This is a genomic window from Glacieibacterium frigidum (assembly GCF_007097155.1).
GTDB classification, from domain to species: Bacteria; Pseudomonadota; Alphaproteobacteria; order Sphingomonadales; family Sphingomonadaceae; genus Glacieibacterium; species Glacieibacterium frigidum.
In genome coordinates, this window is sequence record NZ_VJWA01000001.1 from 357,962 (window position 1) to 384,842 (window position 26,881).

Genomic DNA, 26,881 nt, shown 5'->3' on the forward strand with positions numbered 1-26,881 from the left:
GAAAACGCCCTATATCGTGGGCGCAATGTCCGAGCCGCTCTACAACACCGCGATCCTCCGCCTCGCCGCCACGCCTGCGTCGCCGCGGCTTGCCGACGCCCAGGCGAGCGCCGTGCGGGTCTCGCCGATCTGCGGCAGCCGGGTGACGGTCGACGTCGATCTCGACGATGCAGGGCGCGTCGCGGCGTTCGGGCAGGAGGTGCGCGCCTGCGCGCTGGGCCAGGCGGCGGCGGCGCTGCTCGACGCGAACGTCGTCGGGCGGTCGGCGGTCGAGCTCACCACCGCGCGTGACGATCTGGCTGCGTTCCTGAAGGGCACGCGCGACGACGCGGGCGACTGGCCCGGCCTCGACATCTTTGCCCCCGCACGGCCGCACAAGGCGCGCCACGCCTCGATCCTGCTCGCCTTCGACGCAGCCGCCGCTGCTGCCGAGGATGCCGCGAAGGTGCCTGCGTGACGGGGCACGACAGCACGATCCTGCGCGACACCGTCGCCTATTTCGCCGCCGTCGTCGTCATCGTGCCCTTGTTCAGCCGCTTCGGGCTGGGCGCGGTGCTCGGCTATCTCGCGGCGGGAATCGTCATCGGGCCGTCGCTCTTGGGCCTCGTGCAGGACCCCGAATCGGCGAGCGGGTTGGCCGAATTCGGCATCGTGCTGCTGCTGTTCGTCATCGGGCTCGAACTCAAGCCATCGCGGCTGTGGTCGCTCAGGCGCGACATCTTCGGGCTGGGCGCCTCGCAAGTCGTCGTCTGCGGCCTCGCGCTGACCGCCGTCCTGATGGCGCTGACCTCGCTCAGCTGGCAGGCGGCGCTCGTCGTCGGGCTGCCGCTGGGGCTCAGCTCGACCGCGCTGGTCATGCAGCTGCTCGCCGAGAAGGACATCACCAACACGCCGTTCGGAACGCGCAGCTTCTCGATGCTGCTGTTCCAGGATCTGGCGATTGTGCCGCTGCTGACCATCGTCGCGGCGCTGTCGCGCGTGCCGCCGCCGCCCGGCCTGCCGCCGGCCCTCGACGGATTGCAGACGCAGGCGCTGCGTATCATCGAATTCACGCCGCTGACCATCGTACCGGGCTGGCTGCAGGGGCTGGTGACCGTCGTCGCCCTCGGCCTGCTGGTGCTCATCGGGCGCTACGGGCTCAACCCCGCCTTTCGCCTGATCGGCCAGTTGCGCGTGCGCGAGGCCTTCGCTGCCGCCGCTCTGCTCACCGTGCTCGGCGCGGCGCTGCTGATGCAGAGCCTCGGGCTGTCGATGGCACTCGGCGCCTTCGTCGCGGGCGTGATGCTCGCCGAATCGCCGTACCGCCATGCGCTCGAGGCCGATATCGAGCCGTTCCGCGGCTTGCTGCTGGGCCTGTTCTTCGTGTCGGTCGGGATGACGCTCGATCTGAACGTCGTGCGCGACCAGTTCGGGCTGATCGTGCTTCTCGTGATCGCTGTCCTTGCGACCAAGACGATCGTCATCGGGCTGCTGGCGCGCGCGTTCGGGACCGGCTGGCTGCGCGCCTTCCAGATGGGCCTGCTGCTCGCGCAGGGCGGCGAGTTCGGCTTCGTGCTGTTCGCGGCCGCCCAGCAGGGTGCGCTGATCTCGGGCACCGCGGCGCAATTGTTCGGCGCGGTGGTGACGCTGTCGATGGTGCTGACGCCGCTGCTCGTGCGCCTCGCCAGCCGCTTCAACCCGGCCGAGGTGGCGCGCACCGACCTCGACGGGCCCGAGGCGGCGGCGCCTCAGGATGCCGCGGCGCGGGTGCTGCTGGTCGGCGGCGGGCGCTTCGGTCAGGGCGTCGCGCAGATGCTGCTGGCGCGCGGCGTCGAGGTGATCGCGATCGACAATGACCCCGAGCTGATCGACGTCAGTCGCCTGTTCGGCAACCGCGTCTATTTCGGCGACGGGCGGCGGGTCGACATATTGCGCGCTGCGGGCGCGGAAAACGCGCAGGCGGTCGTACTGGCGATCGACGGCAAATGGGACGTCGGCATCATCCAGCCGATCCGCGACGCCTTCCCCGACCTCAAGATCGTCGCGCGCACCTACGACCGCATCCACCTGCTCGACCTGCTGCGCCTCCACCCCGAGGTGACCGCGGTCCGCGAGGTGTTCGACAGCGGCGTCGCCGCGGGCCGGGCGACGCTGGAGGAGCTCGGCACTCCGCCCGAGACGATCGCGGCGATCGAGGCCGAGTTCCGCCGCCGCGACGGCGAACGCCTCGAACTCCAGCTGTGCAGTGGCGACCAGCTGTCGGGGGCCGAGCGTCTATTCCGCCCCGGCGTGGCCTTCATCCCCGAGGCGATGGGCGAGATTCCCTTTGCCGGGCCAATTGACGCCGATGACGGCGCGCCGTCACCGCAAGCCGACCTCCTGGTCTTGCAGGGCGAGCCCGTGCGCGCCTAGGACGCCTGCATCCCAAAATGCGAGCCAGTAGTCATGCGTGATATCGACCATTTCATCGGCGGCGTGAGCGTCGCCGGGACCTCCGGCCGCTTCGGCGACGTCTTCGACCCCAATACCGGGCGGGTGCAGGCGCGTGTCCAGCTCGCCACCGCCGCCGAACTCGACGCGGCGGTCGCGGTCGCGGCGCAGGCGCAGCCCGCCTGGGCGGCGACCAACCCGCAGCGCCGCGCGCGCGTGCTGTTCGAGTTCAAGCGCCTCGTCGAGCGCGACATCGAGGGCCTCGCCGAGCTGCTGTCGAGCGAGCACGGCAAGGTGATCGCGGACTCGAAGGGCGACATCCAGCGCGGGCTCGAGGTCATCGAGTTCGCCTGCGGCATCCCGCACCTGATCAAGGGCGAGTTCACCCACGGCGCCGGGCCGGGGATCGACATCTATTCGATGCGCCTGCCGCTCGGCGTCGGCGCCGGCATCACGCCGTTCAATTTCCCGGGCATGATCCCGATGTGGATGTTCGGCGTCGCGCTGGCGTGCGGGAACTCCTTCATCCTCAAGCCATCGGAGCGCGACCCGTCGCTACCCGTTGAGCTGGCGAAGCTGCTGATGGAGGCGGGGCTCCCCGCGGGCGTCTTGAACGTCGTCCACGGCGACAAGGAGGTCGTCGACGCGATCCTCGACAATCGGTCGATCAAGGCGGTCAGCTTCGTCGGGTCGAGCGACATCGCCCACCACGTCTATTCACGCGGCACCGCGAATGGCAAGCGCGTCCAGGCGATGGGCGGGGCAAAGAACCACGGCATCGTCATGCCCGATGCCGACATCGACCAGGTCGTCGCCGACCTGTCGGGCGCGGCGTTCGGCAGCGCGGGCGAGCGCTGCATGGCGCTGCCGGTGGTGGTGCCCGTCGGCGAAGGCACGGCCGCGACGCTGCGCGAGAAGCTGCTACCCGCGATCGCGGGCTTGCGCATCGGCGTGTCGACCGACCGCGATGCGCACTACGGCCCGGTGGTCAACGCCGCGCACCGGGCGCGGATCGAAGACTATATCCAGATGGGCGTCGACGAGGGCGCCGAGCTCGTCGTCGACGGACGCGGCTTCGCGCTGCAGGGGCACGAGGAGGGCTTCTTCATCGGCCCGACGCTGTTCGACCATGTTCGCGCCAACATGCGCTCTTATCAGGAGGAAATCTTCGGCCCTGTGCTGCAGATCGTCCGCGCCGAGACGCTGGCGCACGCGACCGCGCTGGCGTCCGACCACCAGTACGGCAACGGCGTCGCGATCTTCACGCGCAACGGTGCCGCGGCGCGCGACTTCGCGGCGAACGTCGAGGTCGGCATGGTCGGCGTCAACGTGCCGATCCCGGTGCCTGTCGCCTACCACAGCTTCGGTGGCTGGAAGCGCTCGGGCTTCGGCGATCACAACCAGCACGGCATGGAAGGCGTGCGCTTCTGGACACGCGTCAAGACCGTCACCCAGCGCTGGCCCGCCGGCGGCGTGCTCGACGATTCGAGCTTTGTCATCCCGACGATGGCGTAGATACTCGCGCATCGGGGGCCGCGACTTCGCGCGCGCCGAGGAGGCGCGGCGATGCGCGAGAAGGAACTGCGGCTGGCGCTGGTCTGCTACGGCGGCGTCAGTCTCGCGGTCTATATGCACGGCATCACCAAGGAGGTGTGGAAGCTCCTCCGGGCGTCGGCCGCGCGCGGTGCGCCCTATGGCGCGACGCCGGTCGTCGTCCATGATACGGAAGCCGTCTACCTCGAGCTGCTCGACGCGCTGAGCCCGCACCTCAATTTGCGCGTGCTGACCGACATCGTCGCTGGCGCCAGCGCAGGCGGCATCAACGGCATCCTGCTCGGCCACGCCATCGCGGGCGGGCACGATATGGAGCCGCTGCGCGACCTGTGGCTCAACGGCGCCGATGTCGAGAAGCTGCTCGAGCCGATCGGTGCTGCCCGACGCTTCAGCAAATGGTGGGCGTCGCCGCTCGTGTGGTGGGCGCGGCGCCGCGGCATCGGCATGGACATGGCCGAACCCGCCGTCCAGGCCGAGGTCCAGTCGAAACTGTCGCGCCTGATGCGCAGCCGCTGGTTCAAGCCGCCGTTCTCGGGCGATGCCTTCACCCGCATGCTGTACGACGCGCTGGCGGCAATGGAAGAGGGCGAGCGCGGCCCCGCGCTGATCCCCGCCGGCCAGCCGCTCGACCTGTTCGTCACCGTCACCGACTATCACGGCGCGCCCGAGCACCTCCGCCTGCATTCGCCACCCGACATCGTCGAAACCGAGCATCGCCTGATCATCGCCTTCCACTCGGCGGGCAGCGCCCCCGGCTGCGGCGCCGATGTGGACGAGCCGTGCGCGCGCAGCCTCGGCCACCGCGCCGAGCTGACCTTCGCGGCGCGCGCCACCGCGTCCTTCCCGGGCGCCTTCCCGCCGGCGCGCATCGGCGAGGTCGACCTCGTCGTGAAGGCGCGCCACGAGCAGTGGCCGGAGCGCGAGGCGTTCCTCGCGCGGCTGTTCCCGCAGCGCACCAACTATGCCGACGCGACGCTGATCGACGGCAGCGTCCTCAACAACCGCCCGTTCGGCCCGGCGATCGAGGCGCTGCGCCACCGCCCGGCGCACCGCGAGGTCGACCGCCGCTTCGTCTATATCGACCCCAAACCGGGCATGCATCGCACCCTCGCGGGCAATCCGAGTGCGCTGCCGGGCTGGTTCTCGACCGTGCTGCGCAGCCTTGCCGACATCCCGCGCGAACAGCCGATCCGCGACAATCTCGCGGCGATCGCGGCGCTGTCGGCACGCGTCCGGCGGCTGCGCTTCGTCGTCGACGGCATGACGCCGCAGGTCGATGCGGCGATCGAGCGCGCCGTCGGGCCGCGCTTCTTCCTGTTCCGACTGACGCCCGCGCGCCTGTCCGACTGGCGCACCCGCACCAACGGTGTCGCGGCGAAGGAGGCGGGGTTCGCCTATGCGGCGTACGCGCAGCTGAAGCTCAGCCATGTCGTAGAGAGCGTCGTCGCGCGGCTCAACCTGCTCGGCGACCATGCGGCGCGGGGTACCGAGGAGGCGACGCGCGCGGCGGTCTGGGCGGCGGTGCGCGCGCACGGCTTCGACGCGGTCGCTGCGGCCACCGCACGCGGCGGCGCGGCATCGGAGTTCGTGATCTTCCTGCGCACCTTCGACCTTGGTTTCCGCATCCGCCGCCTGCGGTTCCTGATCCGCCGCGTCAACGCGCTGGTGCAGGGTTTGGGGGACATCGCCGAGCGGCGCGCGGTGGAGGGGGTCAAGGCGGCGCTGTACCAGATCCTCGCGCCGTATCTCGATCGCCGCCGCGCGGGCTTCTACGACGAGGTGCTGCGCGAGGCGTGCGCGAACGATCCTTCAGGCAATCTGTCGGCGCTGGGCGAGGCGATGGACCTGCGCGACCTCGACACGCTGAGCGACGAGCGGCTGACGCAGGTGCTGGCGGGCGTGCCCTCGCCGCTGCGCCGCGCCATGCTGCGCGCCTATCTCGGTTTTCCCTTCTACGACATCGCGATGCTGCCGCTGCTCGAGGGCGACGGCATCGACGAGTTCGACGAGATCCTGGTCGACCGCATCTCCCCCGACGACGCCCAGTCGATCCGCCGGGGCGGCGCTGCGGCGACGCTTAAGGGCATCCAGTTCAACGCCTTCGGCGCCTTCTTCAGCCGTGCCTACCGCGAGAACGACTATCTGTGGGGCCGCCTGCACGCCGCCGAGCGGCTGATCGACATCGTCGTTTCGACGCTGCCGCCGGGGACGCCGTTCGACCCGGTGCCCTATAAGCGAAGGGCGTTCCACGCCGTGCTCGACGCGGAACGCCCCTATCTGACGTCTATCCCAGAGCTGATTGCCAGCCTGGAGACGGAGATCAGTACGCCACGACCCGGCGACGGCGGCGCTCCATGACGCCGACTGCCGCAAAGCCGCCGATCATCAGCGCCCAGGTGCCCGGCTCCGGAACCGGCGCGAGCGCGACACCGACGCCCGGCGTCGTGTCGAAGCGGACGCCGAACAGCGTGTTGCCGGCGACGTCGGCATAGCCGTACTGGAAGCCCTGGCCGAGGTCGAAGCGCAAGCCCACCAGGCCCCTTGAGATCGAGAACGGCACGGCCGCGGGCGTCGTGTAGCCGATGAACTGCGCGAGCGTGTCGGGACCGATGCTGCCGCCGCGATCGAGGAAATAGCTGGTCGGGCGCGGCGGATTAAAGAAGGGTGCGCCCAGACTGGCGATCTGCGTCGAGCCGCCCGTCGAGACGCCGGCCGGATTGAAGAAGTCGCTCAGCGCGGTGAAGGTGATCGTGTTTCCGCCACCGAAATCATAGGTGAACGGCGTATCGGCGAACGATACGTTCAGATTGACGGTCTGCACCTCCGCCAGCGCCGGGGTCGCTGCCAGCCCGACGACGATCGCCGCCACGTTCCAGATACGCATCGCAACTCTCCAATTTACTTGCCAGGACATTAACGCCCTTCTTCGCGACGCGGGCGGACGCGCCGCGTTCCGTCGGCCCGCGCAACAATCGGAGGATTTGCGACGAGTCGTTGCGGGCGCATATCGTTCGATCAGGCAGGGCGCCATCGGTCGATAGTGCGACGCCGCCCTGAACCCCCGCGCCTTGCACCGCAGCATCCCCCATGCTAGCAGCCGCCGCGTCAGCGCCGGGGGCCATCCGGTCCCGCGCGGACGGCTAATCCTAAGCCAATTCTTCTCGGGCGAGGTTCGTGGAAACATCGGGCGGCATCGTTGCTGGACTATCGGGACGCTATGCGACCGCGCTGTTCGACCTGGCGAAAGAGGGCAAGACCCTCGACGCCGTGTCGGGGAGCCTGGCAACGCTGAGCAGCGCACTCGGGGAATCACCCGACCTGCGCACGCTGATCACCTCGCCGCGCCTCGACCGCGCCAGCGCTGCCAAGGGCATCGCGGGTGTCGCGGCCAGCCTGGGCCTCGACAAGCTGACCTCGGATTTCCTCGGTGTGCTCGCCGCGAATCGCCGCCTGTCGGCGCTGCCGCAGATCATTCGCGATTTTAATGCGCTCGCCGCCCGCTACCGCGGCGAATCGACCGCGACGGTGATCAGCGCTCACCCGCTCGACGACGACCAGCGCGCTGCGCTCAAGACCAAGCTGCGGGCGCGCCTCGGCCGTGACGTGGCGCTCGACCTGCGGGTCGACAAGGATATCCTGGGCGGGCTGATCGTCCGCACGGGCTCGCAAATGATCGATTCTTCGCTGCGCACCAAGCTCGCAGCGCTCAGCACAGCGATGAAAGGCTGACAATGGACATCCGCGCCGCGGAAATCTCGAAGGTCATCAAGGACCAGATCGCATCGTTCGGTACCGAGGCCGAAGTTTCCGAAGTCGGCCAGGTGCTGTCGGTCGGCGACGGCATCGCGCGCGTCCACGGCCTCGACAACGTCCAGGCGGGCGAGATGGTCGAGTTCCCGGGCGGCCTGAAGGGCATGGCGCTCAATCTCGAGGCCGATAACGTCGGCATCGTGATCTTCGGCTCCGACGCGGGCGTGAAGGAAGGCGATACTGTCAAGCGCACGGGCACGATCGTCGACGTCCCCGTCGGCAAGGGCCTGCTCGGGCGCGTCGTCGACGGTCTCGGCAACCCGATCGACGGCAAGGGTCCGCTGGTCGACGTGACGCGCAGCCGCGTCGAGGTGAAGGCCCCCGGCATCATCCCGCGCAAGTCGGTCAACGAGCCGATGCAGACCGGCCTGAAGGCATTGGACGCCCTCGTCCCCGTCGGCCGCGGCCAGCGCGAGTTGATCATCGGCGATCGTCAGACCGGCAAGACCGCCGTCGCGATGGACACCTTCATCAACCAGAAGGTGACCAACGACGCTGCGGGCGGCGACGACGCCAAGAAGCTGTTCTGCATCTACGTCGCGGTCGGCCAGAAGCGCTCGACCGTCGCGCAGATCGTCCGCGCGCTCGAAGAGAATGGCGCGATGGAGTATTCGATCGTCGTCGCCGCGACGGCGTCGGAGCCGGCACCGCTGCAGTTCCTCGCGCCCTACACCGGCTGCACGATGGGCGAGTATTTCCGCGACAACGGCATGCACGCCGTCATCGTCTATGACGACCTTTCGAAGCAGGCGGTCGCGTACCGCCAGATGTCGCTGCTGCTGCGCCGCCCGCCGGGCCGCGAGGCGTACCCCGGCGACGTCTTCTATCTCCACTCGCGCCTGCTCGAGCGTGCGGCGAAGCTCAACGATGCCAACGGCAACGGCTCGCTGACCGCGCTGCCGATCATCGAGACGCAGGCGGGCGACGTGTCGGCGTACATTCCGACCAACGTCATCTCGATCACCGACGGCCAGATCTTCCTCGAGACCGAGCTGTTCTACCAGGGCGTCCGTCCGGCCATCAACGTCGGCCTGTCGGTCAGCCGCGTCGGTTCGGCCGCGCAGACCAAGGCGATGAAGAAGGTCGCCGGCACGATCAAGCTCGAGCTCGCGCAGTACCGCGAGATGGCGGCGTTCGCGCAGTTCGGCTCGGACCTCGATGCCTCGACGCAGAAGCTGCTGAACCGCGGCGCGCGCCTGACCGAGCTGCTCAAGCAGGGCCAGTTCAAGCCGATGCCCTTCGAGGAGCAGGTCGTCAGCATCTTCGCTGGCGTCAACGGCTTCCTCGACGGCGTCCCCGCCAAGCAGGTCACGCGCTTCGAAGGCGCGCTGCTGTCGATGATGCGTTCGGAGCACGCCGACGTCCTCGCTGCGATCCGCACGTCGAAGGACATCTCGGACGACACCAAGAAGGCGCTGAACGAGGCGATCGGCGGCTTCGCGAAGTCGTTCGCGTAAGTCGTGGCCTCGCTCAAAGCCCTGAAGGTCCGCATCACTTCGGTGAAGTCGACCCAGAAGATCACCAAGGCGATGAAGATGGTCGCCGCCGCCAAGCTGCGCCGTGCGCAGGAGGCGGCGGAGGCGGCGCGTCCGTACTCGGAGCGCATGGCCGCGGTCATGGCGTCGTTGGGCAGCCGCGTCACGGTCGGTCCCGAGTCGCCGCGCCTGCTCGCAGGCACCGGCAAGGACCAGGTTCACCTGCTCGTCGTCTGCTCGTCGGAGCGCGGCCTCGCGGGTGCGTTCAACACCAACATCGTGCGCCTGGCGCGCAAGACGATCGAGCGGCTGGTCGCCGAGGGCAAGACCGTCAAGCTGCTCCTCGTCGGCAAGAAGGCGCGTGCCCAGCTGGCGCGCGACCATCGCGACAAGATCATCGAGACGGTCGACATGACTCACATCAAGCGCCTCGCGTTCAGCGATGCGCTGTCGGTCGCCGAGGATGTCGTGCACCGCTACGAGGCGGGCGAGTTCGACGTCGCGCACCTGTTCTTCGCGCGCTTCCGCTCGGCGCTGGTGCAGGAGCCGACCGCGCTGCAGATCATCCCCGTGCCGCTGCCCAAGGTCGAGACGGATACCGTGGCACAGGCCGGCGGTGTGCCCGCGGTTGTCGAGTACGAGCCCGACGAGGAGGCAATCCTCGCCGACCTGCTGCCGCGCAACCTCGCGGTCCAGATCTTCCGCGCGCTCCTCGAGAACGCCGCATCGGAGCAGGGCAGCCGCATGACCGCGATGGACAATGCGACGCGCAACGCCGGTGACATGATCAACCGCCTGACCATCACCTACAACCGCACCCGTCAGGCCGCGATCACCAAGGAGCTGATCGAGATCATCTCGGGCGCGGAGGCGATCTGACCCTGATGGGCGGCGCACTGCTCCTGTTGGCGATGGCGGCAGCCGTGCCGAGCAAGGCGGACGTGCGTGCGGCGGCCTATATCGGCGCCAACGGCGGCATCTGCGGCGACCGGGCGTGTGCGGCCGACCCGAATATCGCGCAGGTGCGCCGCGTGCGCTGCCGCCCGATCGACGAGCCGGCGGCGGCGGCTTGCGACTATCAGTTGCGCACCCCCGGCGCGCGTTGGCAGCAGGTCAGCGACGTTTTCTACCGCGCGCCGAACGGCAAGCGCTGGTATCTCGACGACAATGATGACGATGACGACAAGGCAAGAAGGTAAGATCATGGCAACCGCCCCCACCACCAACAACGTCGGCCGCGTGAGCCAGGTCATCGGCGCCGTCGTCGACGTGCAGTTCGACACCGACCTGCCGGCGATCCTGAGCGCGCTCGAGACGCGCATCGGCGAGCAGCGGCTGGTCCTCGAGGTTGCGCAGCACCTCGGCGAGAACACCGTCCGCACGATCGCGATGGACGCCACCGACGGCCTCGTCCGCGGCCAGGAGGTCGTCGACACCGGCTCGCAGATCCGCGTTCCCGTCGGCCCCGCGACGCTCGGCCGCATCCTCAACGTCATCGGCGAGCCGATCGACGAGCGCGGTCCGGTCAATGCGACGACCACCATGCCGATCCACGCCGAGGCCCCGCTGTTCGTCGACCAGTCGACCGAGAGCAGCATCCTCGTCACCGGCATCAAGGTCATCGACCTGATCGCCCCCTACGCCAAGGGCGGCAAGATCGGCCTGTTCGGCGGGGCGGGCGTCGGCAAGACCGTGCTGATCCAGGAGCTGATCAACAACATCGCCAAGGGTCACGGCGGCACCTCGGTGTTCGCCGGCGTCGGCGAGCGCACCCGCGAGGGCAACGACCTGTATCACGAATTCCTCGACGCCGGCGTCATCGCCAAGGATGCCGAGGGCAATGCCACGAGCGAAGGCTCGAAGGTCGCGCTCGTGTTCGGCCAGATGAACGAGCCGCCGGGCGCGCGTGCCCGCGTCGCGCTGTCGGGCCTGACCAACGCCGAGTATTTCCGCGACGTCGAAGGCCAGGACGTGCTGTTCTTCGTCGACAACATCTTCCGCTTCACCCAGGCGGGTTCGGAAGTGTCGGCACTGCTCGGCCGCATCCCGTCGGCGGTGGGCTATCAGCCGACGCTCGCCACCGACATGGGCGCGCTGCAGGAGCGCATCACCTCGACCAACAAGGGGTCGATCACGAGCGTCCAGGCGATCTACGTTCCCGCGGACGACTTGACCGATCCGGCGCCCGCGACCTCGTTCGCCCACTTGGACGCGACGACGACGCTCAACCGCTCGATCGCCGAGCTCGGCATCTATCCGGCGGTCGATCCGCTCGATTCGACCAGCCGCGTCCTCGACCCGCGCATCGTCGGCGACGATCACTATGCCGTCGCGCGATCGGTGCAGGAGGTGCTGCAGCGCTACAAGTCGCTGCAGGACATCATCGCGATCCTGGGCATGGACGAGCTGTCGGAAGAGGATAAGCTGACCGTCGCGCGCGCGCGCAAGATCCAGCGCTTCCTCAGCCAGCCGTTCCACGTTGCCGAAATCTTCACCGGCACGCCGGGCGTCTTCGTGTCGATCGAGGACACGGTGAAGGGCTTCAAGGCGATCGTCGCGGGCGAGTACGACCACCTCCCCGAGGCGGCCTTCTACCTCGTCGGCACGATCGAGGACGCGGTCAAGAAGGGCCAGCGCCTGGCAGCCGAGGCGGCATAAGCGGTTTGTGACGGTAGAGCTGAACAGAGCGCTGTTTCAGCGATTTGTGCAGCTCTATCTCGTTGTTTTCGGGCTTGGGCTGGCGAGTGCAACGTACGAGGCGTTTTTCTCGCCGGAATGGAAGGTGTTCGATGATGCCTTCTTCGATCTGGTGGCGGAACATTTCGGCTGGGAGGACGCCAGCGCCGCTTATTTGATCCCGGGCGGTGCCCTAGCGCTGGTCCACGTTGTGTCTGCCATAGGGTTGCTTTGGACGAAGCGTTGGGCACGTATGGGATTTGCGACATCGGTTGTTGCTTGGATCGCATTCGACGCGCTGTTCGGCCCACCCGCGGCTTACTTTACTGGCCCGACGTACGCGCTTGAAACCTTGAGTGCGGTAGCGTCGGGTGCAATGATTTTAGTTTCCTACGCCCGCGGAGCTGGTGCGGTCTGGTTCGGCGACGAGCAATCATCGAGAGAGTAGATTATGGCAAACCTCCACTTTGAACTCGTCAGCCCTGAGAAGCTGCTGCGCTCGGACGACGTCTTCATGGTCGTCGTGCCCGGCAGCGAGGGCGACTTCGGCGTGCTCGAGGGGCATGCCCCCTTCATGTCGACCATCCGTCCGGGCACGATCGCGGTCTATCCGAACGGCATGGGCGACGTGCCCGAGCGCATCTTCATCGACGGCGGTTTCGCCGAGGTCGGCGCAAACGGGCTGACCATCCTCGCCGAGAGCGCGACGCCGGTCGGCGAGCTCGATGTCGAGGCGGCGGCGCAGGGTCTTGCCGAGGCGCGCGAAATGGCGCGCACGGCGAGCGGCGAGGCCGAGCGCCTGATGGCCGAGAAGCGCGTCGCGACCTTCGAGGCGATGCAGGCGGCGGTCGTCAACTAGGGTGCAGCCGTGACCGGCAGCTGCCGTATCGGCACTGCCGGCTGGTCGATCCCGGGCGCGGTGGCGGGCGCGTTTCCCGACGCCGGCTCGCATCTCGAACGCTACGCAACGGTGTTCCCGGCGGTCGAGATCAACTCGTCCTTCCATCGGCCGCATCGCCGGTCGACCTACGAGCGCTGGGCGGCGGCGACGCCGGCGAACTTCCGTTTCGCGGTCAAGCTGCCGAAGCAGATTTCACACGTGCTGCGGCTGGTCGATGCCGAGGCGCCGCTCGCGACCTTCCTCGACGAGGCGGGCGGGCTGGGCGATCGGCTCGGCGTGCTGCTGCTGCAATTGCCGCCGAAACTCGCCTTCGACGAGGGCATCGCTGCGGCGTTCTTCGAGATGCTGCAGGCACGCCGCCCCGGCGGTGCGGCGCTGGTCTGCGAGCCGCGTCACGCGAGCTGGTTCACCCCTGACGCCGAAGCGTGCCTGACCGATCATGAGGTCGCACGGGTCGCCGCCGACCCGGTGCTCGCACCCGGCGGCGAGCGGCCCGGCGGATGGCCTGGGCTGGCGTATCACCGCCTGCATGGCTCACCGCGCGTCTATCACTCGGCTTACGGGCCGGAGCGGCTCGACGCGCTGGCGGCGACGTTCACGCCGGCCGATACCTGGTGCATCTTCGACAACACCGCATCGAGCGCCGCCACAGGCGACGCGCTCTACTTGCAGTCGCTGGTCAGCCCAGACCAAGCTCCTCGGTCGTCATGAACACCGGCTCGTCCGCCGCCCATTCGCGGAACTCGGCCGCGACCGCCTGCGCCGCCTCGGTCGCGATGTCGGTCCAGAACCCCTGCATGTCGGCGATCTCGATGATCTCGACATAGCCGTACGGCGCGGGCGTGTCGGAACCCAGCAGGCCGGTGGTGCGGAGCACGGTGAAATCGTCGACCGAGGGCATCGAGCGGACGCCGGGAATGTCGCGCGTCCGCGCCCAATCCTCATAGTCGGCGGCGGTCTTGCCGGGCTTCAGGTTGAAGAGCACGATGACGCGCATGGAATTCTCCGTTAAGCGCCGGGCAAGGCGTCGAGTGGGTAATATCTGCTGAGCCGGAGCGTTCCGTAGCTGCTATACGTTGCCCGCGAAACCGAGAAAGATCCGTCCCGATGCGTCTTCCCCTGCTCGTCCTGCTGCTGACCGTCGCCGCGCCGGCGTACGCGCAATCGGAGATCAAGGGCGCACCCGCCGCCGACGGCAGCCGTCCGCGCGAGCGTTTCGTGACCGTGTTCGGCACCGACGCCTGCCCCAAGTCGACCAACGACGAGATCATCGTCTGCTCGCGCCGCCCCGACGAGGAGCGCTACCGCATCCCGGCCAACGTCCGCCAGGCGACCGGCACGCGGCCGGGCAACAGCGGCAAGGGGCGCCAGGCACTGCTCGGCAGCGGTGCCGGGGGTGCGGGCGGCGGCATCGGCTCGTGCTCGGCGGTGGGTCCGGGCGGCGGCACCGGGTGCAACCAGCAGATGCAGGACGCGTACCGCGAAGAGAAGAACCCGCGCTAGCTGCGGATCCCGCTCGCATCGACGAGCACCTCGCGCCGCCCGACATGGTCGGGCGCGCCGACGTAGCCGTCCTTTTCCATGCGCTCGACGAGCCGCGCGGCGCTGTTGTAGCCGACACGCAGCTGGCGCTGGACGTAACTGATCGACGCCTTCTGGCTCTCGGCGACCACCTGCACGGCGCGGGCATAGAGATCCGAATCGTCGCCGCCGCCGGGTCCACCGCCGCCGCCACCACCGCCGTCGAAGCCGCCGCCGCCATCATCCTCAGGCGGGCCCTGCGTCACCGCGTCGATATAGTCGGGCCGCCCCTGGCCGCGCCAATGCTCGGCGATGGCCTCGACCTCCTCGTCGCTGACGAACGGGCCGTGGACGCGCACGACCTGCTTGCCGCCGGGCATGTAGAGCATGTCGCCCTTGCCGAGCAGCTGCTCGGCGCCTTGCTCGCCGAGGATGGTGCGGCTGTCGATCTTGCTCGTCACCTGGAAGCTGATGCGCGTCGGCAGGTTCGCCTTGATGACGCCGGTGATGACGTCGACCGAGGGGCGCTGCGTCGCCATGATCAGGTGGATGCCCGCCGCGCGCGCCTTCTGCGCGAGGCGCTGGATCAGAAACTCGACCTCCTTGCCGGCGGTCATCATCAGGTCGGCGAGCTCGTCGACCACGACGACGATCAGCGGCAGCGTCTCCAGATCGAGCTGCTCCTCCTCATAGATCGCCTGGCCGTCGTCGTCGTAACCGGTGTGGACGCGGCGGATGAACGGCTTGCCGGTCTGCCGCGCCTCGACGACGCGGGCGTTGAAGCCCGACAGCGAGCGGACGTTGACCGTCGACATCTTGCGATACCGGTCCTCCATCTCCTCGACCGCCCATTTCAGCGCGCGGATCGCCTTGGGCGGGTCGGTCACGACGGGGGCGAGCAGGTGCGGAATGCGGTCGTAGATCGACAGCTCGAGCATCTTGGGGTCGATCATGATCATTTTGCACTGGTCCGGGTTGAGCCGGTACAGCAGCGACAGGATCATGCAGTTGAGGCCGACCGACTTGCCCGATCCGGTAGTGCCGGCAATCAGCAAATGGGGCATCGGCGACAGGTCGGCAATCACGGGGTCGCCCGCGATATTCTTGCCGAGCACGAGCGGCAGGGTCTGCGCGCTGTCGTCGAACGCGGCGGAGTTGATCAGCTCGGCCAGCATGACGCCCTCGCGGCGCTGGTTGGGCAGCTCGATGCCGATGACGTTGCGGCCCGCGACCACCGCGACGCGCGCCGACAGGGCGCTCATCGAGCGCGCGATGTCGTCGGCGAGGCCAATGACGCGGCTCGCCTTGATGCCGGGGGCGGGTTCGAGCTCGTACATCGTCACGACGGGGCCGGGGCGGACCTCGCCGATGCGGCCCTTGACGCCGAAATCGTCGAGGACGCTTTCGAGAAGGCGGGCATTCTGCTCGAGGCTCGCGGCGTCGATCTTGGCGACCGGACCCTTGGGCGGCACCTTGAGCAAGGTCAGCGACGGCAGCTGGTAACGGTCGCGCAGGTCGAGTGACGGCTGGCGGTCCTTCGCGGCGCGCTTCGACGGCGCCGGGGCGGTACGGCCGCCGGTCACGATGGTGGCGCGCGGCGCCGCGAGGTCGGGCTCGGCGACCTCGATCAGCGGCTGCGGGCGGGGCGTACGGGTGCGCGGCGCGGGCGCGTCCTCATCCTCGACTTCGCGGCGACGGAATAGCGCCGGGATGCCGCTGAGGTCGCGCAGCTCGATTCCCGATCCCCAGATCGCGAGGCCGAGCGCGGTCGCGGCGAGGACCGCGGCGATCGGGCCGTCGATCGGGACAGCGCCGAGCGGCGGCAGCGCGCCGAGCGCCTTGCTTGCGAGCAGCCCGGTCATGCCGCCGGCGCCTGCGGGCAGGCCGGGTGCCACCGCGAGCACGCCGAGTGCGGCTGCGCCCGCGATCACCGCCAGCGCGGTCAGCAGCGCCATCGTCCGCCCGCGCGCCAGGGTCTGTCCCCGCACCAGCCGGATGCCCGCGATGCCGAGCGGCGGCAGCAGCAGCGCGCCCGCATAGCCGAACAGCAGCAGCACGGCGTCGGCGAAGCCTGCGCCGATCAGGCCGAGGGGGTTCTGCGGCACGCGCCCGCTTGCGGTGCTCAGCGACGGATCGCCCGGGTCATAGCCGATCAGTGCCGCCGCGCCGCCGACCGCCAGCACGATCAGCGCAATGCCCGCCGCGACCCGCACGCCGCGCCGCGCCGCGCCGATCCAGGCGGCGGGAATCATCCCGCCGCGCCCCGCGCCCTTGCGCGCCGCTCCCGCTCGCGTCGCCATTTGTCCGCCCTTCGTTCCCGCCGCGTCAAAATGCGCGCCCGCGGACTCGCGGTCAAGAAAAACGGCCGGAGGTCTGCACCCCCGGCCGGAAAGTTGTGAACCCGAAGGCCCGAGAGCGAGCACAGGAAGCCGAAGGCATCCGGCTGCTACCCTTCAAGATGCGTGCCAAGCGGCGCACGAGGGACAGGCTTCCAAGATATTGCTCAATTCGACGCCGCTGCGGCGCGGCTGCCTATTTTGCGGTCAATTTAGCGGCATCGGCGAGGATGGCGGTGCACGGTGCATCGGTACGCCGCGGTGGACCGGCGCAGCGGTCGGCGGCGATGTTCCGCGGGATCATGTCGACCGGCTCGGCGCTGGCGTCGCGGCGCGCGATCACCACGCCGAGGTTGCGAGTATAGCCGAGCAGGCCGCGGCGCTGCTTCGCGGCCTCGATCTCGGCGTAGTTCTCCACGGTGACCCCCGTACTGCCCGGGACCGGCTTACCGCGCGGCGCGGGAACCGGGACGTCGAGGCTGGCGACCGGCAATGCCGCGAGCGCCGCGGCGGCCGCATCGAAGTCGCCGAGTTCGCGCAGCGCATTGGCGGCCCGCGCCCTCAGGCCGATCGAGCCGATCTCGTCGCTGGCGGGCAGGGCAGCGACGGCGGCGACGTAGGTGCGCAGGTAGCGCGCGCGCCGCGCCGGATCGTCGTCGCTCTCCCAGATGGCACGGTACAACAGGCCGAGCGCCTCGTCGGACGCGGGGTCGAGCGTGCGTGCCAGCCAAGCCGCGCGGTAATAGGGCGTCTCGGAAGCGAGCGCGCGATAGGTGGTCGACGCGACCATCGGCTTCAGCCGCGCGACCTCGTCAGGGGTGAAGTCGCGGTACATGACGAGGCGGTTGCCGGGGCAGACCGGCAGGGCCAGCGGAAACTCCCAGCTGCCGTACGGCTTGCCGTCGGGCCGCGCGCCCCAGGTCGAGTAGGAGACGGTTTCGACGTGGTCGAAGCGCTCGCCGCCGATCGGGCAGCGCTTCTTGGCGACATAGGGAGTTCCCGCCAGGACGGGCGTGACGACGAGCAGGGCCGCAAGCATCAGGATGCGCATGACAAATCCCCCTTGCCACCGACGATAGCGCCGCGGCGACGCGAGACAAGCTGTCGCTTCGCATCACCCCGGCTTCGCGCTACACCCCGCGCATGCAACACGACGTGATCATCATCGGCGGCGGACTGGTCGGCATGACCTTGGCGCTGGCGCTCGACGCGCATGGCGTGACGAGCGCGGTGGTCGATGCCGCCGACCTGGGTGCGACGACGACGAGCGAGTTCGACGGGCGGGTGTCGGCGATCGCGAGTGCGAGCGCGCGGATGTTCCGGGCGATCGGGCTGGGCGGCGTCCTCGACAAGCATGGCGGGGCGATCGACGGCATTCGCGTCACCGACGGGCTGTCGCCGCTCAACCTGCACTTCGACGCGGCCGAGGGCGACGCCGGGCCGCTCGGCTGGATGGTCGAGAACCGGCTGCTGCGCACCGCGCTGCTCGAGGCGCAGGCGAAGGCCGCAGGGCTGACGCTGCACGCCCCGGCGCGCGCGGTCGTCGAGCGGACTAAGGCGGGCGTCACCGCGACGCTGGGCGACGGCACGGTGCTCGGCGCGCCGCTGGTCGTCGCGGCGGACGGGCGGCGCTCGGCACTGCGCGAGGCAGCGGGCATCCGCGCCAGCCGCTGGACCTACCCCAACGTCGCGCTGGTCACGATGATCGAGCATGCGGACGAGCACGGCGGCGTCGCGGCCGAGATCTTCTATCCGTCGGGACCGTTCGCGGTGCTGCCGATGCGCGACCCGCACCGGTCGGCGATCGTCTGGACGGTCGATGAGGGCGATGCGCCCGGTTACCTGAAGCTCGGGCCGCGCGGCCTGTCGGCGGAGATCGCGCGGGCGACTGGGGGGTATCTCGGCGACCTTCAGGTCATCGCGCCGCCGTCGTCCTACCCGCTGTCGTTCCATCACGCCGGGTCCTATGTCGCCGAGCGGCTGGCGCTGATCGGTGATGCAGCGCACGGCATCCACCCGATCGCGGGGCAGGGGCTCAACATGGGGCTGCGCGACGTCGCGGCGCTGACCGAGGTGCTGGTCGACGCGGTGCGGACGGGGCTCGACCTCGGCGCGCCGGCGGTGCTCGACCGCTACGATCGCTGGCGGCGGGTCGACAACATGGCGGTGGCGGCGGCGACCGACACGCTGAACCAGCTGTTCGCCCTGAAGGGCCGTGCGCCCGCGGCAGTGCGCCGCCTCGGCCTCGCGGCGGTCGAGCGCATCGCGCCCTTGAAGCGCCGCTTCATGGCGGAAGCCCGCGGCGAGACGGGCGACCGGCCCAAGCTGCTGCTCGGCGAGCTGGTTTGAAGCCTAAGCTATTATAATAGATGGCTATATTGGAAATACCCGGCGGTTTCGGAGATGCGTCCTCACCGTCAAATTCGCTTACTTGTTCATCTAGCCCCGTACGAACAGCGCGACCGTCAGCGCCGCGCCGATCACCACGACACCGGCCTTGAGCACGCCCGCCGGCAGCCGCCGCAGCCCCTGCGCGCCCGCATAGCCGCCGATCATCGACCCCAGGCCGATCGCCAGCGCCTTGTCCCACGCGATCGCCGCGGTGAAGGCGAAGACCAAGGCGGCGGCGATGTTCGAGATCGCAACGAGGACGTTCTTGGTCCCCCCGGCGTTGCGCACCGGCATTCGGGCGAGGGTCAGCGCCGCCAGCGTGACGATCCCCGCGCCGCCGCCGAAGAAGCCGCTGTAGACTGCAATGACGCCCTGGATCAGCGCCGACACCCAGGCCGGCGGGGGCACGGGCTCGACCTTGGGTTTGGGCCCGAAGCTGCTCCACGCGAACAGGCACGTCGCCGCCAGCACCAGCCACGGCACCATCGCGGCGAACACGCTCGACGGGGTGCGCAGCAGCAGGAAGGCGCCCGCGATGCCGCCCACCAGGCTGATGATCGCGAGCGCGCGGAAGCTCAGCCGCTCGGCGCCGGCGACCAGGCTGCGCCCCGCCCAGCCGGTGGTGACCTGCCCCGGGAACAGCGCGACGGTCGAGGTGATGTTCGCGAGCTTCGGATCGAGCCCCGACAGGATCAGCGCGGGCAGGGTGATGAACGACCCGCCCCCCGCCAGCGCGTTCTGCGCACCTGCCCAGATGCCGGCGGCAAACAACAGGGCGGCCATCGATAGCTCCATGCCGACGCCCGTAGCGGCAAGCCCCGCAAAACGCACGTTGAGACGTTAATCATTTCGGGCTAGACATGTCCCCAGGGTCGCTTTCCGCTGTTTATCGAAAGACAGGCAGGCATGAGCGCATATCTCGACCGGCTGGGGGCGCTCGCTCCCGCCGCACGCTGGCCGCAGGCGCGGACCTGGCTGTACGGCGAACCGCTGCCGTTCTTCGCCGAACTGCGCGCCGAAGCGCCCGTCTACGTGACGCCCGAGCTGACGCTGGTGACGCGCCACGCCGACTGCAGCGCGATCCTGCGCCAGCATCACATCTTCGGCGTCGACCTCTACAAGCCCAAGCAGGGCGATTACTGGATGGCGCAGGACGAGACGCCGGTGCACGTCCGCGAGAAGGCGATCATGCGCGCCATCCTCGACCGCGAGCAGCTGCCCGCGATGCGCAAGTTCATCGGCGAGGTCGCCGCCACCCGCCTGAAGAATGCAAAAGGCAGCCTCGACATCCAGCACGGTCTGGCGCGCGCCGTCGCGCTGAGCCTCGTCACCGACTGGTTCGGGTTCGAGGGCGCCGACCGCCAGTCGTTGTTCGAATGGTCCTACTGGTCGCAGCAGGACGCCTTCCACAACCAGCCCTTCGACCACCGATCCGATGCCGCGGGGGTCATCGAGAAGCGCCAGAAGGGCAGCTTCATGATGGCGCTGTACCTTGCGCGCCTCGTCGCGAAGAAGGCGATCGAGGTGAAGACCGGCGGCGGGGGCGACAAGCCCGTGGCGCGGCTGCTGCGCCTCAAGTTCTCGGGCGGACTGGCGCCCGAGTTCGACATCAAGCGGCTGATCTTCAACGTCGGCGGGCTGCTGATCGGCGCGGTCGAGACGACCAACCACACCGTCGGCAACGCGCTCGACTGGCTGTTCCGGCACCCCGAAGCGCTGGCCCGCGCCCGCGTCGCGGCACAGAACCCCGACGCGCGCAAGTTCGACGGCTTCGTCTGGGAGGCGCTGCGCTTCAACCCGGCCTTCCCCTATTTCTTCCGCACCGTGCAACGCGACACGGTGCTCGGCGGCGTGACCTTGCCGAAGGGCGCCACCGTGCTCGCGGTGACGCACTCGGCGATGCAGGACGCCGCCGCCTTCCCGCACCCCGAGACCTTCGACGAGAACCGCGCCTTCGACGACACCTTCACATTCGGCCAGGGCATCCACGAGTGCCTGGGGAAAGCGATCGGCGTGGCGCTGGTCGCCGAGACGGTGCGGCAGGTGCTGCGCGTGCCGGGCATTGCGCCCGCGGGCGACATCGAATGGCGCGGCGGCGTGCCTGAACACTGGACCTTGAAATGGGCGGCATGACGATGCGGACACCGATCACCCTCGCGCTGGCACTGCTGGCGACCAGCTGCACCGAAAAGGCCGTCACCGACGCCGGGCCGCAGGGCTGGGGGCCTGCCCAGCAGAACGCGTGGTACGGCGCGACGCAGGGGTCGCGCCTGCTGCCCTGGGCGTGGGCCGAGGTGCTCGAACGGCCGGGCGAGCCGGGCCGGTTCTTCGATGCGCAGTGGCTGACCAAGTTCCGCCTGCTGCCGCGCGGGGCCGGCGAACTGCCCGTCGGCATGGCGATCGACAAGCAGGACGACCGCGACTTCACGAATACGCGGCTGCGCTGGGTCGCGGGGCAGCCCAATGACGCGGCGTGGGTCGGCTTCAACTGCTCGGCGTGCCACACCGCCGAGATCAATTATCAGGGCAAGGCGCTGCGCATCGACGGCGGCCCGGGCTTGACCGACTTCCAGAGCCTCGTCGAAGCCGTCGACGCGGCGATCATCGAGACGCGCGCCGACCCGGCGAAGTGGGACCGGTTCGCCAAGGCCGTCCTGAAGACTGGCGACAGCCCGGCGGCGCGCGAGACGCTCGGCGGGGCGGTCGACCAGTGGCTGGCATGGGCGAAGGGTATCGACCGCGCCAACAAGGCCGACCTGCGCCCCGGTTTCGCGCGCGTCGACGCCTTCGGCCATATCTACAACAAGGTCGCGCTGCTCGCGAACCGCGGCCCCGACTTCGACCCGCCGCCGCCCAACGCCAGCGACGCGCCGGTCAGCTACCCCTTCCTGTGGAACATCAGCCAGGCCGACCGCGTGCAGTGGAACGGCATCGCCGAGAACACCAAGATCAAGGTCGCGGGCAAGCCGTTCGAATATGGCGCACTGGGACGCAACGCGGGCGAGGTAATCGGCGTCTACGGCGACGTGAAGATGGGCGGCCCCGCCAGCCTGAAGGGCTATCCGTCGAGCATCCGGGTCGAGAGCCTGAACGATCTCGAGCGAACGCTCAAATTGCTGAAACCCCCGATGTGGCCCGCCGCGCTGATGGGCACGCCCGACGCCGCCAAGGTCGCGGCGGGCAAGGCGCTGTTCGACAAGCAGTGCGGCGGCGCGTGTCACGGCACCGTCAAGCCGGGCGACATCGAGACGCCGTTCAAGACGACGGTCTTCCCGCTGAAGGTCGCGGGCACCGACCCGTGGATGGCGTGCAATGCGTACACCTACGAGGCACCGTCGGGGGCGATGGCGGGGCTACCGTCGGGCTATATCAAACTGCCCGGCAAGCCCGAGCCCGAGCGCATCGGCCAGACCGCGCCGATCGCGACGCTGCTCCGCACCGCCGTCGTCGCCAGCCTGATCGAGGACAAGGGCGCGCTGGTGAAGGCCGCCGGCGCGACATGGCTCGGCGTGCCCGCGCGACCTCAGATCGACCGGCCCGCGATCGGGCTGACCCCGGCCGAGATCAAGGCGGCACGGCTCAAGCGCTGCGAGACCGAGGTCAACGCGCTGCTCGGCTATCGCGCGCGCCCGCTGACCGGCATCTGGGCGACCGCGCCGTTCCTCCACAACGGCTCGGTGCCGACCTTGTGGGACCTGCTGCTGCCACCCGACCAGCGGCCCGCCGCGTTCAATGTCGGTAGCCGCGAGTTCGATCCGGTGAAGGTCGGGTACGTCACCGCGCCGTCGGCGACGAACAGCTTCCGCTTCGTGGCGCGGGATGCGAACGGGCTGGTGCCGGGGAACGGCAACCAGGGGCATGACTATAACAATGCGAAGCTGAGCGACGAGCAGCGCTGGGCTTTGGTGGAGTATATGAAGACGCTGTGAAGCCCTCTCCCGCAAGGGGGGGGAGGGACTCACATCGCGGATATGCCCCCATCCACATACAGCCCGTGCCCGGTCACGAACTTCGCCTCGTCGCTGACCAGATACACCGCCGCCCAAGCCACATCGTCGGGCTCGCCGACCTTGCCTAGCGGGATCTGCCGCCCGAGCTTCGCCAGCCCCTCGTCGCGCCCCATCCGGTCGATCAGTGCACCCAGGATCGGGGTATCGATGAACACCGGGTGGATCGAGTTGCAGGTGATGCCGTAGCGCTGCTTGGCGCAGTGCAGCGCGACCGACTTGGTCAGGTGGCGCACGGCAGCCTTGGCCGAGTTGTAAGCCGCGCTGTTGCCGCTCGCGATGACCCCCGCGATCGATGAGATGTTCAGGATCGAGCCGCCCGTGCCCGTCTCGGCGACGGTCTTCGCCATCATCGGCAGCGCCAGCTTGCAGCCGTAGAACACGCTGTCGAGGTCGATCGCATGGACACGGCGCCAGTCCTCGAAGCTCGTGTCCTCGACCGTCGTGCCCGCCGCGATCCCGGCATTGTTGACGAGCACGTGCAGCCCGCCGAACTTGGAGTGGGTGAAGTCGAGCGCCGCCTGCCACTGGTCGGGCGCGGTGACGTCGTGCTGCACCGCCACCGCGTTCGGACCCAGCGCGCGGGCCTGCGCGTCGGCGCCTGCGCCGTTGATGTCGGTCAGCACGACCTTCGCGCCTTCGGCCACGAATTTCGCCGCCATCGCCGCGCCCAGTCCCGATGCCGCACCAGTAACGAGTGCAATCTTGTCTTTCAGCCGGTCCATGCCGCTCTCCCCTGTGATTTTGCGGCCACCATGACCACGCCCTCGCTGCACTGCAAGGTGATGTAGCCGCGCAACAGCGTGACAAGACTTTGTTACGGCGGAGGCTACCGCAGTTGTGCGGCGTGCGGCTCCCGCTTAACCGTTACACCAATCACGCGGCATCAACCGCGGAATCCTTGGGGAGTCATCATGAAGAGCATCTGGCTGGCGTCCGTCTGCGCGCTCGGAATTCCCGCTGCGGCCCTGGCGCAGGCGCCCGCGTCCCCCGCCACCAGCCCCGAGGCTGCCACCACCGCGACGCCGTCGACCCCGTCGCCCGCCAATCCGACCACCGCCGAAGCCGACGACAGCGAGCTGGCGCGCGGCGAGATCGTCATCACCGCGACCCGCCGTGCGCAGGTCCTCTCCGACGTGCCGATCGCGGTCAGCGCGGTGTCGGCCGAACAGCTCAAGAATTCGGGCGGCAGCGATATCCGCCAGCTCAACCAGCTTGCGCCGTCGCTGCTCGTCAGCTCGGCCACCAACGACAGCTCGGCCGTGGCGCGTATCCGCGGCATCGGCACGGTCGGTGAGAACCCCGGCCTCGAAAGCTCGGTCGCAGTGTTCATCGACGGCGTTTACCGCAGCCGCACCGGCGTCGGCCTGACCGAACTCGGCGAGGTCGAGCGTATCGAGGTGCTGCGCGGGCCCCAGGGCACGCTGTTCGGCCGCAACGCGTCCGCCGGCCTGATCAACATCATCACTGCCAAGCCCAGCTTCGACTTCGGCGGCTCGGCCGAGGCGACCTACGGCAACTACGACAATATCCGCTTCGCTGGCGGCCTGACCGGGCCGATCCTGGGCGACAGCGTCGCCTTCCGCATCGACGGCGTGTACAACAAGCGCGACGGCTTCCTGCCCGACATCATCTCGGGCCGCGACACCCAGAACCGCGACCGTTTCCTGGTTCGCGGCCAGCTGCTGATCAAGCCCAGCGACGACCTGTCGATCCGCCTGATCGGCGATTACAGCGAGAAGGACGAGGAGTGCTGCGGCGCCGCGTACATCGCGCCGACGCGTAACCTCAGCCGCGCCGCCGACGGCTCGGTGGTCGAGTCGCCCAACACGATCCAGCAGATCATCCAGCAGCTCGGGGGCGTCGTGCCGCTGCCGGCCAACGCCAACGACAAGTACACGCGCGTGGCGTCGATCACGCCGGGCCGCGGCTATTTCCAGGACACCAAGGATTTCGGCATCTCGGGCGAGATCAATTATGATCTCGGCGGGGCCAGCATCACCTCGATCACGGCCTATCGCGAATACAAGAACAAGGGCGCGCAGGACGGCGACTTCAACAGCCTCGACATCCTGTATCGCGACGATCAGGACCGCAAGTTCGAGACGTTCACGCAGGAACTCCGCCTGCAGGGCACGCTGTTCGACGACCGGCTCGATTTCCTCGTCGGCGGCTATTATTCGCGCGAGACGCTGACCGTCGACGACAATATCAAGTACGGCAACGACTTCGAGCGTTTCGCCAACTGCGTGCTGTCGGATAACTTCGCCCGGGCCGTCGGGCAGCCGAGCCTGGTCAACACCGCCGACAGCAGCTGCTTCAATCGCACGGTCGCCGGTGCCCTTGCCGCCAACCCGGCGCTGCCGGCCGCGACGCGCGGCCAGATCGCCGGTCTCGCCGGCCTCGCGCCGCTCAGCGCGGCGGGCTTCAACCCGCTCGGCGGCTTCCGCAACGTCGCCGCGGCGATCGGCTTCCCGACCACCGGCGCGTTCCTCAATGGCACCGGCGTCGTGCAGAACGAGTTCGAGCAGAAGAGCCGCAACTATGCGATCTTCACCCACAACGTCATCGACATCATCCCCGACCGGCTGATGCTGACGCTGGGTGCGCGCTACACCAACGAGCGCAAGACGCTGCAGTCGAACTTCAATTCGAACAACGCGTTCTGCGGTGCCCTGCGCGCCACGGCGCTCGCCGGCCTCGCCAACCTGCCATGCGTGATCAACAACAACGCCGGGCCGGGCTTTACCAGCGGCCAGGCGGGTACGATCAAGAAGGAGAGCGAGGTCACCGGCACCGCCGTGCTGTCGTTCAAGCCGGTCGACGAACTGCTGACCTACATCTCCTATTCGCGCGGCTATAAGGCGGGCGGTTACAACCTCGACACGTCGGCTCTCGACGCCCCCAACGCCGCGCTCGCCGGCCTGCCCGCCAACACCCCGGGCAACGGCCGCGTCGAGGCTGCCGACCTGCTGTTCGAGCCCGAAATCGTCGACGCCTATGAGTTCGGCGCCAAGCTCGACCTGCGCGAATTCAAGCTCAACACCTCGCTGTTCTACCAGTCGTTCAACAACTTCCAGCTCAACACCTTCAACGGCGTCAACTTCGAAGTCGCCAACATCGGCGCGTGCAAGGACGACCTGGGCGGGCGCGACGGCGACCTGATCGCGGGCAACTCGGCATGCGCCAGCGACCGCACGCGTGCCGGCGTGATCTCCAAGGGCGTCGAGATCGAGGCGTTCGTCTTCCCGGCGCGCGATGTCACCTTCACCGCGGGCGTCACCTACACCGACACCGCGTATCGCAAGAACCTGACCGGCCTGAACGGCACGTCGCTGGCGACGACGCTGTTCCAGCTTCCCGGTCGTCGCCTGTCGAACAGCTCGGCCTATGTCGTGACCTCGAGCATCGCGTTCACGCCCCAGATCAACGAGAACCTGTCGACGCTGTTCTACCTCGACTTCCGCTACCAGTCGGACCTCAACACCGGCTCCGACCTCGACTTCGAGAAGCGCCAGGATGGCTTCGGCGTCGTCAACGGCCGCATCGGCCTGTACGGGAAGGACAGGATCTGGGGCGTCGAGCTCTGGGGTCAGAACCTGCTCGACCAGAAGTATCAGCAGATCGCCGCTGACGCACCGCTGCAGGGCGGCAGCACCTTCCGCCAGACCCAGCAGTTCGGCACCTCGACCAACGGCCTGTACATCACCTTCCCGGCCGAGCCGCGCACCTACGGCATCACGCTCCGCACGCGCTTCTGATTGGGCTAGGCCCCGGTCGCTGCGCGTGGCAGTGACCGGG

At 68.8% G+C, this 26,881-nt stretch carries 23 protein-coding genes; 17 read left to right on the forward strand and 6 right to left on the reverse strand.

From position 1 onward, the window contains the following. Window positions 1-25 precede the first annotated feature (25 nt). The 4 genes from FMM06_RS01685 to FMM06_RS01700 are packed head-to-tail and all read left to right on the forward strand — an operon-like array spanning window position 26 to window position 6,321. Entirely contained in the window at window positions 26-457 is a 432-nt protein-coding gene (locus FMM06_RS01685; protein ID WP_143554490.1) for an iron-sulfur cluster assembly scaffold protein, read from the forward strand. Further along, on the forward strand, window positions 454-2,391 hold the full coding sequence (locus FMM06_RS01690) for a monovalent cation:proton antiporter-2 (CPA2) family protein (RefSeq protein ID WP_185964998.1): 1,938 nt from the start codon (window positions 454-456) through the stop codon (window positions 2,389-2,391). The genes FMM06_RS01685 and FMM06_RS01690 overlap by 4 nt, the downstream gene beginning before the upstream one ends. 33 nt (window positions 2,392-2,424) lie before the next feature. Further along, a complete protein-coding gene (locus FMM06_RS01695; RefSeq protein WP_143554491.1) occupies window positions 2,425-3,924 on the forward strand; it encodes a CoA-acylating methylmalonate-semialdehyde dehydrogenase in 1,500 nt (499 codons plus the stop codon). A 51-nt stretch (window positions 3,925-3,975) separates the two neighbouring features. Further along, the gene (locus tag FMM06_RS01700) at window positions 3,976-6,321 is read left to right on the forward strand and encodes a patatin-like protein (RefSeq protein WP_143554492.1); all 2,346 of its coding nucleotides are present in this window, start codon (window positions 3,976-3,978) and stop codon (window positions 6,319-6,321) included. On the opposite strand, the gene FMM06_RS01705 is transcribed toward FMM06_RS01700, so the two are convergent. Further along, entirely contained in the window at window positions 6,284-6,847 is a 564-nt protein-coding gene (locus tag FMM06_RS01705) for a PEPxxWA-CTERM sorting domain-containing protein (RefSeq protein WP_143554493.1), read from the reverse strand. The genes FMM06_RS01700 and FMM06_RS01705 overlap by 38 nt on opposite strands. Window positions 6,848-7,137: 290 nt before the next feature. Here FMM06_RS01705 and FMM06_RS01710 point away from each other — a divergent pair, with 290 nt between their 5' ends. Genes FMM06_RS01710 through FMM06_RS01745 form a run of 8 tightly spaced genes read left to right on the forward strand, consistent with a single transcriptional unit; the run spans window position 7,138 to window position 13,536 of the window. Next, window positions 7,138-7,692 (forward strand): F0F1 ATP synthase subunit delta, encoded by a 555-nt coding sequence (locus FMM06_RS01710; protein WP_143554494.1) that lies wholly within the window; start codon window positions 7,138-7,140, stop codon window positions 7,690-7,692. A gap of 2 nt (window positions 7,693-7,694) precedes the next feature. Continuing rightward, complete coding sequence (gene atpA / locus FMM06_RS01715) at window positions 7,695-9,230, forward strand: F0F1 ATP synthase subunit alpha (protein ID WP_143554495.1); 1,536 nt, start codon at window positions 7,695-7,697, stop codon at window positions 9,228-9,230. Window positions 9,231-9,233: 3 nt separating this feature from the next. Beyond that, window positions 9,234-10,127, forward strand: a complete 894-nt coding sequence (locus FMM06_RS01720) for a F0F1 ATP synthase subunit gamma (RefSeq protein ID WP_143554496.1) — start codon at window positions 9,234-9,236, stop codon at window positions 10,125-10,127. Window positions 10,128-10,132: 5 nt separating this feature from the next. Beyond that, window positions 10,133-10,447, forward strand: coding sequence for a hypothetical protein (locus tag FMM06_RS01725; RefSeq protein ID WP_143554497.1), 315 nt, complete (start codon window positions 10,133-10,135; stop codon window positions 10,445-10,447). Between the two features lie 4 nt (window positions 10,448-10,451). After that, on the forward strand, window positions 10,452-11,906 hold the full coding sequence (gene atpD, locus FMM06_RS01730) for a F0F1 ATP synthase subunit beta (protein WP_143554498.1): 1,455 nt from the start codon (window positions 10,452-10,454) through the stop codon (window positions 11,904-11,906). Window positions 11,907-11,913: 7 nt separating this feature from the next. Then, entirely contained in the window at window positions 11,914-12,372 is a 459-nt protein-coding gene (locus FMM06_RS01735; RefSeq protein ID WP_185964999.1) for a hypothetical protein, read from the forward strand. 3 nt (window positions 12,373-12,375) lie between these two features. After that, the gene (locus tag FMM06_RS01740; protein WP_143554500.1) at window positions 12,376-12,783 is read left to right on the forward strand and encodes an ATP synthase F1 subunit epsilon; all 408 of its coding nucleotides are present in this window, start codon (window positions 12,376-12,378) and stop codon (window positions 12,781-12,783) included. A 9-nt stretch (window positions 12,784-12,792) separates the two neighbouring features. After that, window positions 12,793-13,536, forward strand: coding sequence for a DUF72 domain-containing protein (locus FMM06_RS01745; protein WP_143554501.1), 744 nt, complete (start codon window positions 12,793-12,795; stop codon window positions 13,534-13,536). On the opposite strand, the gene FMM06_RS01750 is transcribed toward FMM06_RS01745, so the two are convergent. Next, window positions 13,505-13,822 (reverse strand): REDY-like protein HapK, encoded by a 318-nt coding sequence (locus tag FMM06_RS01750; protein WP_143554502.1) that lies wholly within the window; start codon window positions 13,820-13,822, stop codon window positions 13,505-13,507. The genes FMM06_RS01745 and FMM06_RS01750 overlap by 32 nt on opposite strands. A 110-nt stretch (window positions 13,823-13,932) precedes the next feature. On the opposite strand from FMM06_RS01750, the gene FMM06_RS01755 reads away from it, so the two are divergent. Further along, window positions 13,933-14,328 (forward strand): hypothetical protein, encoded by a 396-nt coding sequence (locus tag FMM06_RS01755; RefSeq protein ID WP_143554503.1) that lies wholly within the window; start codon window positions 13,933-13,935, stop codon window positions 14,326-14,328. Here the strand turns inward: FMM06_RS01755 and FMM06_RS01760 are convergent. Both FMM06_RS01760 and FMM06_RS01765 read right to left on the reverse strand, forming a co-directional pair. Beyond that, a complete protein-coding gene (locus FMM06_RS01760; RefSeq protein WP_143554504.1) occupies window positions 14,325-16,646 on the reverse strand; it encodes an FtsK/SpoIIIE family DNA translocase in 2,322 nt (773 codons plus the stop codon). The two genes, FMM06_RS01755 and FMM06_RS01760, sit on opposite strands and share 4 nt — an antisense overlap. A 232-nt stretch (window positions 16,647-16,878) precedes the next feature. Beyond that, window positions 16,879-17,733, reverse strand: coding sequence for a hypothetical protein (locus FMM06_RS01765; protein ID WP_143554505.1), 855 nt, complete (start codon window positions 17,731-17,733; stop codon window positions 16,879-16,881). A gap of 92 nt (window positions 17,734-17,825) precedes the next feature. Between FMM06_RS01765 and FMM06_RS01770 the strand changes: the two genes are divergently transcribed. After that, window positions 17,826-19,031, forward strand: coding sequence for a UbiH/UbiF/VisC/COQ6 family ubiquinone biosynthesis hydroxylase (locus FMM06_RS01770; protein WP_143554506.1), 1,206 nt, complete (start codon window positions 17,826-17,828; stop codon window positions 19,029-19,031). A 90-nt stretch (window positions 19,032-19,121) separates the two neighbouring features. On the opposite strand, the gene FMM06_RS01775 is transcribed toward FMM06_RS01770, so the two are convergent. Next, window positions 19,122-19,856 carry a sulfite exporter TauE/SafE family protein gene (locus FMM06_RS01775; RefSeq protein ID WP_143554507.1) on the reverse strand — a complete coding sequence of 245 codons (735 nt, stop codon included), beginning with the start codon at window positions 19,854-19,856 and terminating at the stop codon, window positions 19,122-19,124. A gap of 123 nt (window positions 19,857-19,979) precedes the next feature. On the opposite strand from FMM06_RS01775, the gene FMM06_RS01780 reads away from it, so the two are divergent. Next, complete coding sequence (locus FMM06_RS01780) at window positions 19,980-21,206, forward strand: cytochrome P450 (RefSeq protein WP_143554508.1); 1,227 nt, start codon at window positions 19,980-19,982, stop codon at window positions 21,204-21,206. After that, entirely contained in the window at window positions 21,203-23,002 is a 1,800-nt protein-coding gene (locus tag FMM06_RS01785; RefSeq protein WP_143554509.1) for a di-heme-cytochrome C peroxidase, read from the forward strand. The genes FMM06_RS01780 and FMM06_RS01785 overlap by 4 nt, the downstream gene beginning before the upstream one ends. Window positions 23,003-23,031: 29 nt before the next feature. Here the strand turns inward: FMM06_RS01785 and FMM06_RS01790 are convergent, their stop codons facing one another. Next, the gene (locus FMM06_RS01790; protein WP_143554510.1) at window positions 23,032-23,805 is read right to left on the reverse strand and encodes a glucose 1-dehydrogenase; all 774 of its coding nucleotides are present in this window, start codon (window positions 23,803-23,805) and stop codon (window positions 23,032-23,034) included. Window positions 23,806-23,994: 189 nt separating this feature from the next. On the opposite strand from FMM06_RS01790, the gene FMM06_RS01795 reads away from it, so the two are divergent. Then, window positions 23,995-26,841 carry a TonB-dependent receptor gene (locus FMM06_RS01795; protein WP_143554511.1) on the forward strand — a complete coding sequence of 949 codons (2,847 nt, stop codon included), beginning with the start codon at window positions 23,995-23,997 and terminating at the stop codon, window positions 26,839-26,841. Window positions 26,842-26,881: the final 40 nt, after the last annotated feature.

Excerpts from the sequence above, each read along its gene's own strand:
- FMM06_RS01685 (WP_143554490.1), top strand. The coding sequence starts at position 26 with ATGTCCGAGCCGCTCTACAACACCGCGATCCTCCGCCTCGCCGCCACG.
- FMM06_RS01695 (WP_143554491.1), top strand. The coding sequence starts at position 2,425 with ATGCGTGATATCGACCATTTCATCGGCGGCGTGAGCGTCGCCGGGACC.
- FMM06_RS01700 (WP_143554492.1), top strand. The coding sequence starts at position 3,976 with ATGCGCGAGAAGGAACTGCGGCTGGCGCTGGTCTGCTACGGCGGCGTC.
- FMM06_RS01705 (WP_143554493.1), bottom strand. The coding sequence starts at position 6,847 with ATGCGTATCTGGAACGTGGCGGCGATCGTCGTCGGGCTGGCAGCGACC.
- atpA (WP_143554495.1), top strand. The coding sequence starts at position 7,695 with ATGGACATCCGCGCCGCGGAAATCTCGAAGGTCATCAAGGACCAGATC.
- FMM06_RS01725 (WP_143554497.1), top strand. The coding sequence starts at position 10,133 with ATGGGCGGCGCACTGCTCCTGTTGGCGATGGCGGCAGCCGTGCCGAGC.
- atpD (WP_143554498.1), top strand. The coding sequence starts at position 10,452 with ATGGCAACCGCCCCCACCACCAACAACGTCGGCCGCGTGAGCCAGGTC.
- FMM06_RS01740 (WP_143554500.1), top strand. The coding sequence starts at position 12,376 with ATGGCAAACCTCCACTTTGAACTCGTCAGCCCTGAGAAGCTGCTGCGC.
- FMM06_RS01750 (WP_143554502.1), bottom strand. The coding sequence starts at position 13,822 with ATGCGCGTCATCGTGCTCTTCAACCTGAAGCCCGGCAAGACCGCCGCC.
- FMM06_RS01755 (WP_143554503.1), top strand. The coding sequence starts at position 13,933 with ATGCGTCTTCCCCTGCTCGTCCTGCTGCTGACCGTCGCCGCGCCGGCG.
- FMM06_RS01760 (WP_143554504.1), bottom strand. The coding sequence starts at position 16,646 with ATGGCGACGCGAGCGGGAGCGGCGCGCAAGGGCGCGGGGCGCGGCGGG.
- FMM06_RS01765 (WP_143554505.1), bottom strand. The coding sequence starts at position 17,733 with ATGCGCATCCTGATGCTTGCGGCCCTGCTCGTCGTCACGCCCGTCCTG.
- FMM06_RS01770 (WP_143554506.1), top strand. The coding sequence starts at position 17,826 with ATGCAACACGACGTGATCATCATCGGCGGCGGACTGGTCGGCATGACC.
- FMM06_RS01775 (WP_143554507.1), bottom strand. The coding sequence starts at position 19,856 with ATGGCCGCCCTGTTGTTTGCCGCCGGCATCTGGGCAGGTGCGCAGAAC.
- FMM06_RS01780 (WP_143554508.1), top strand. The coding sequence starts at position 19,980 with ATGAGCGCATATCTCGACCGGCTGGGGGCGCTCGCTCCCGCCGCACGC.
- FMM06_RS01785 (WP_143554509.1), top strand. The coding sequence starts at position 21,203 with ATGACGATGCGGACACCGATCACCCTCGCGCTGGCACTGCTGGCGACC.
- FMM06_RS01790 (WP_143554510.1), bottom strand. The coding sequence starts at position 23,805 with ATGGACCGGCTGAAAGACAAGATTGCACTCGTTACTGGTGCGGCATCG.
- FMM06_RS01795 (WP_143554511.1), top strand. The coding sequence starts at position 23,995 with ATGAAGAGCATCTGGCTGGCGTCCGTCTGCGCGCTCGGAATTCCCGCT.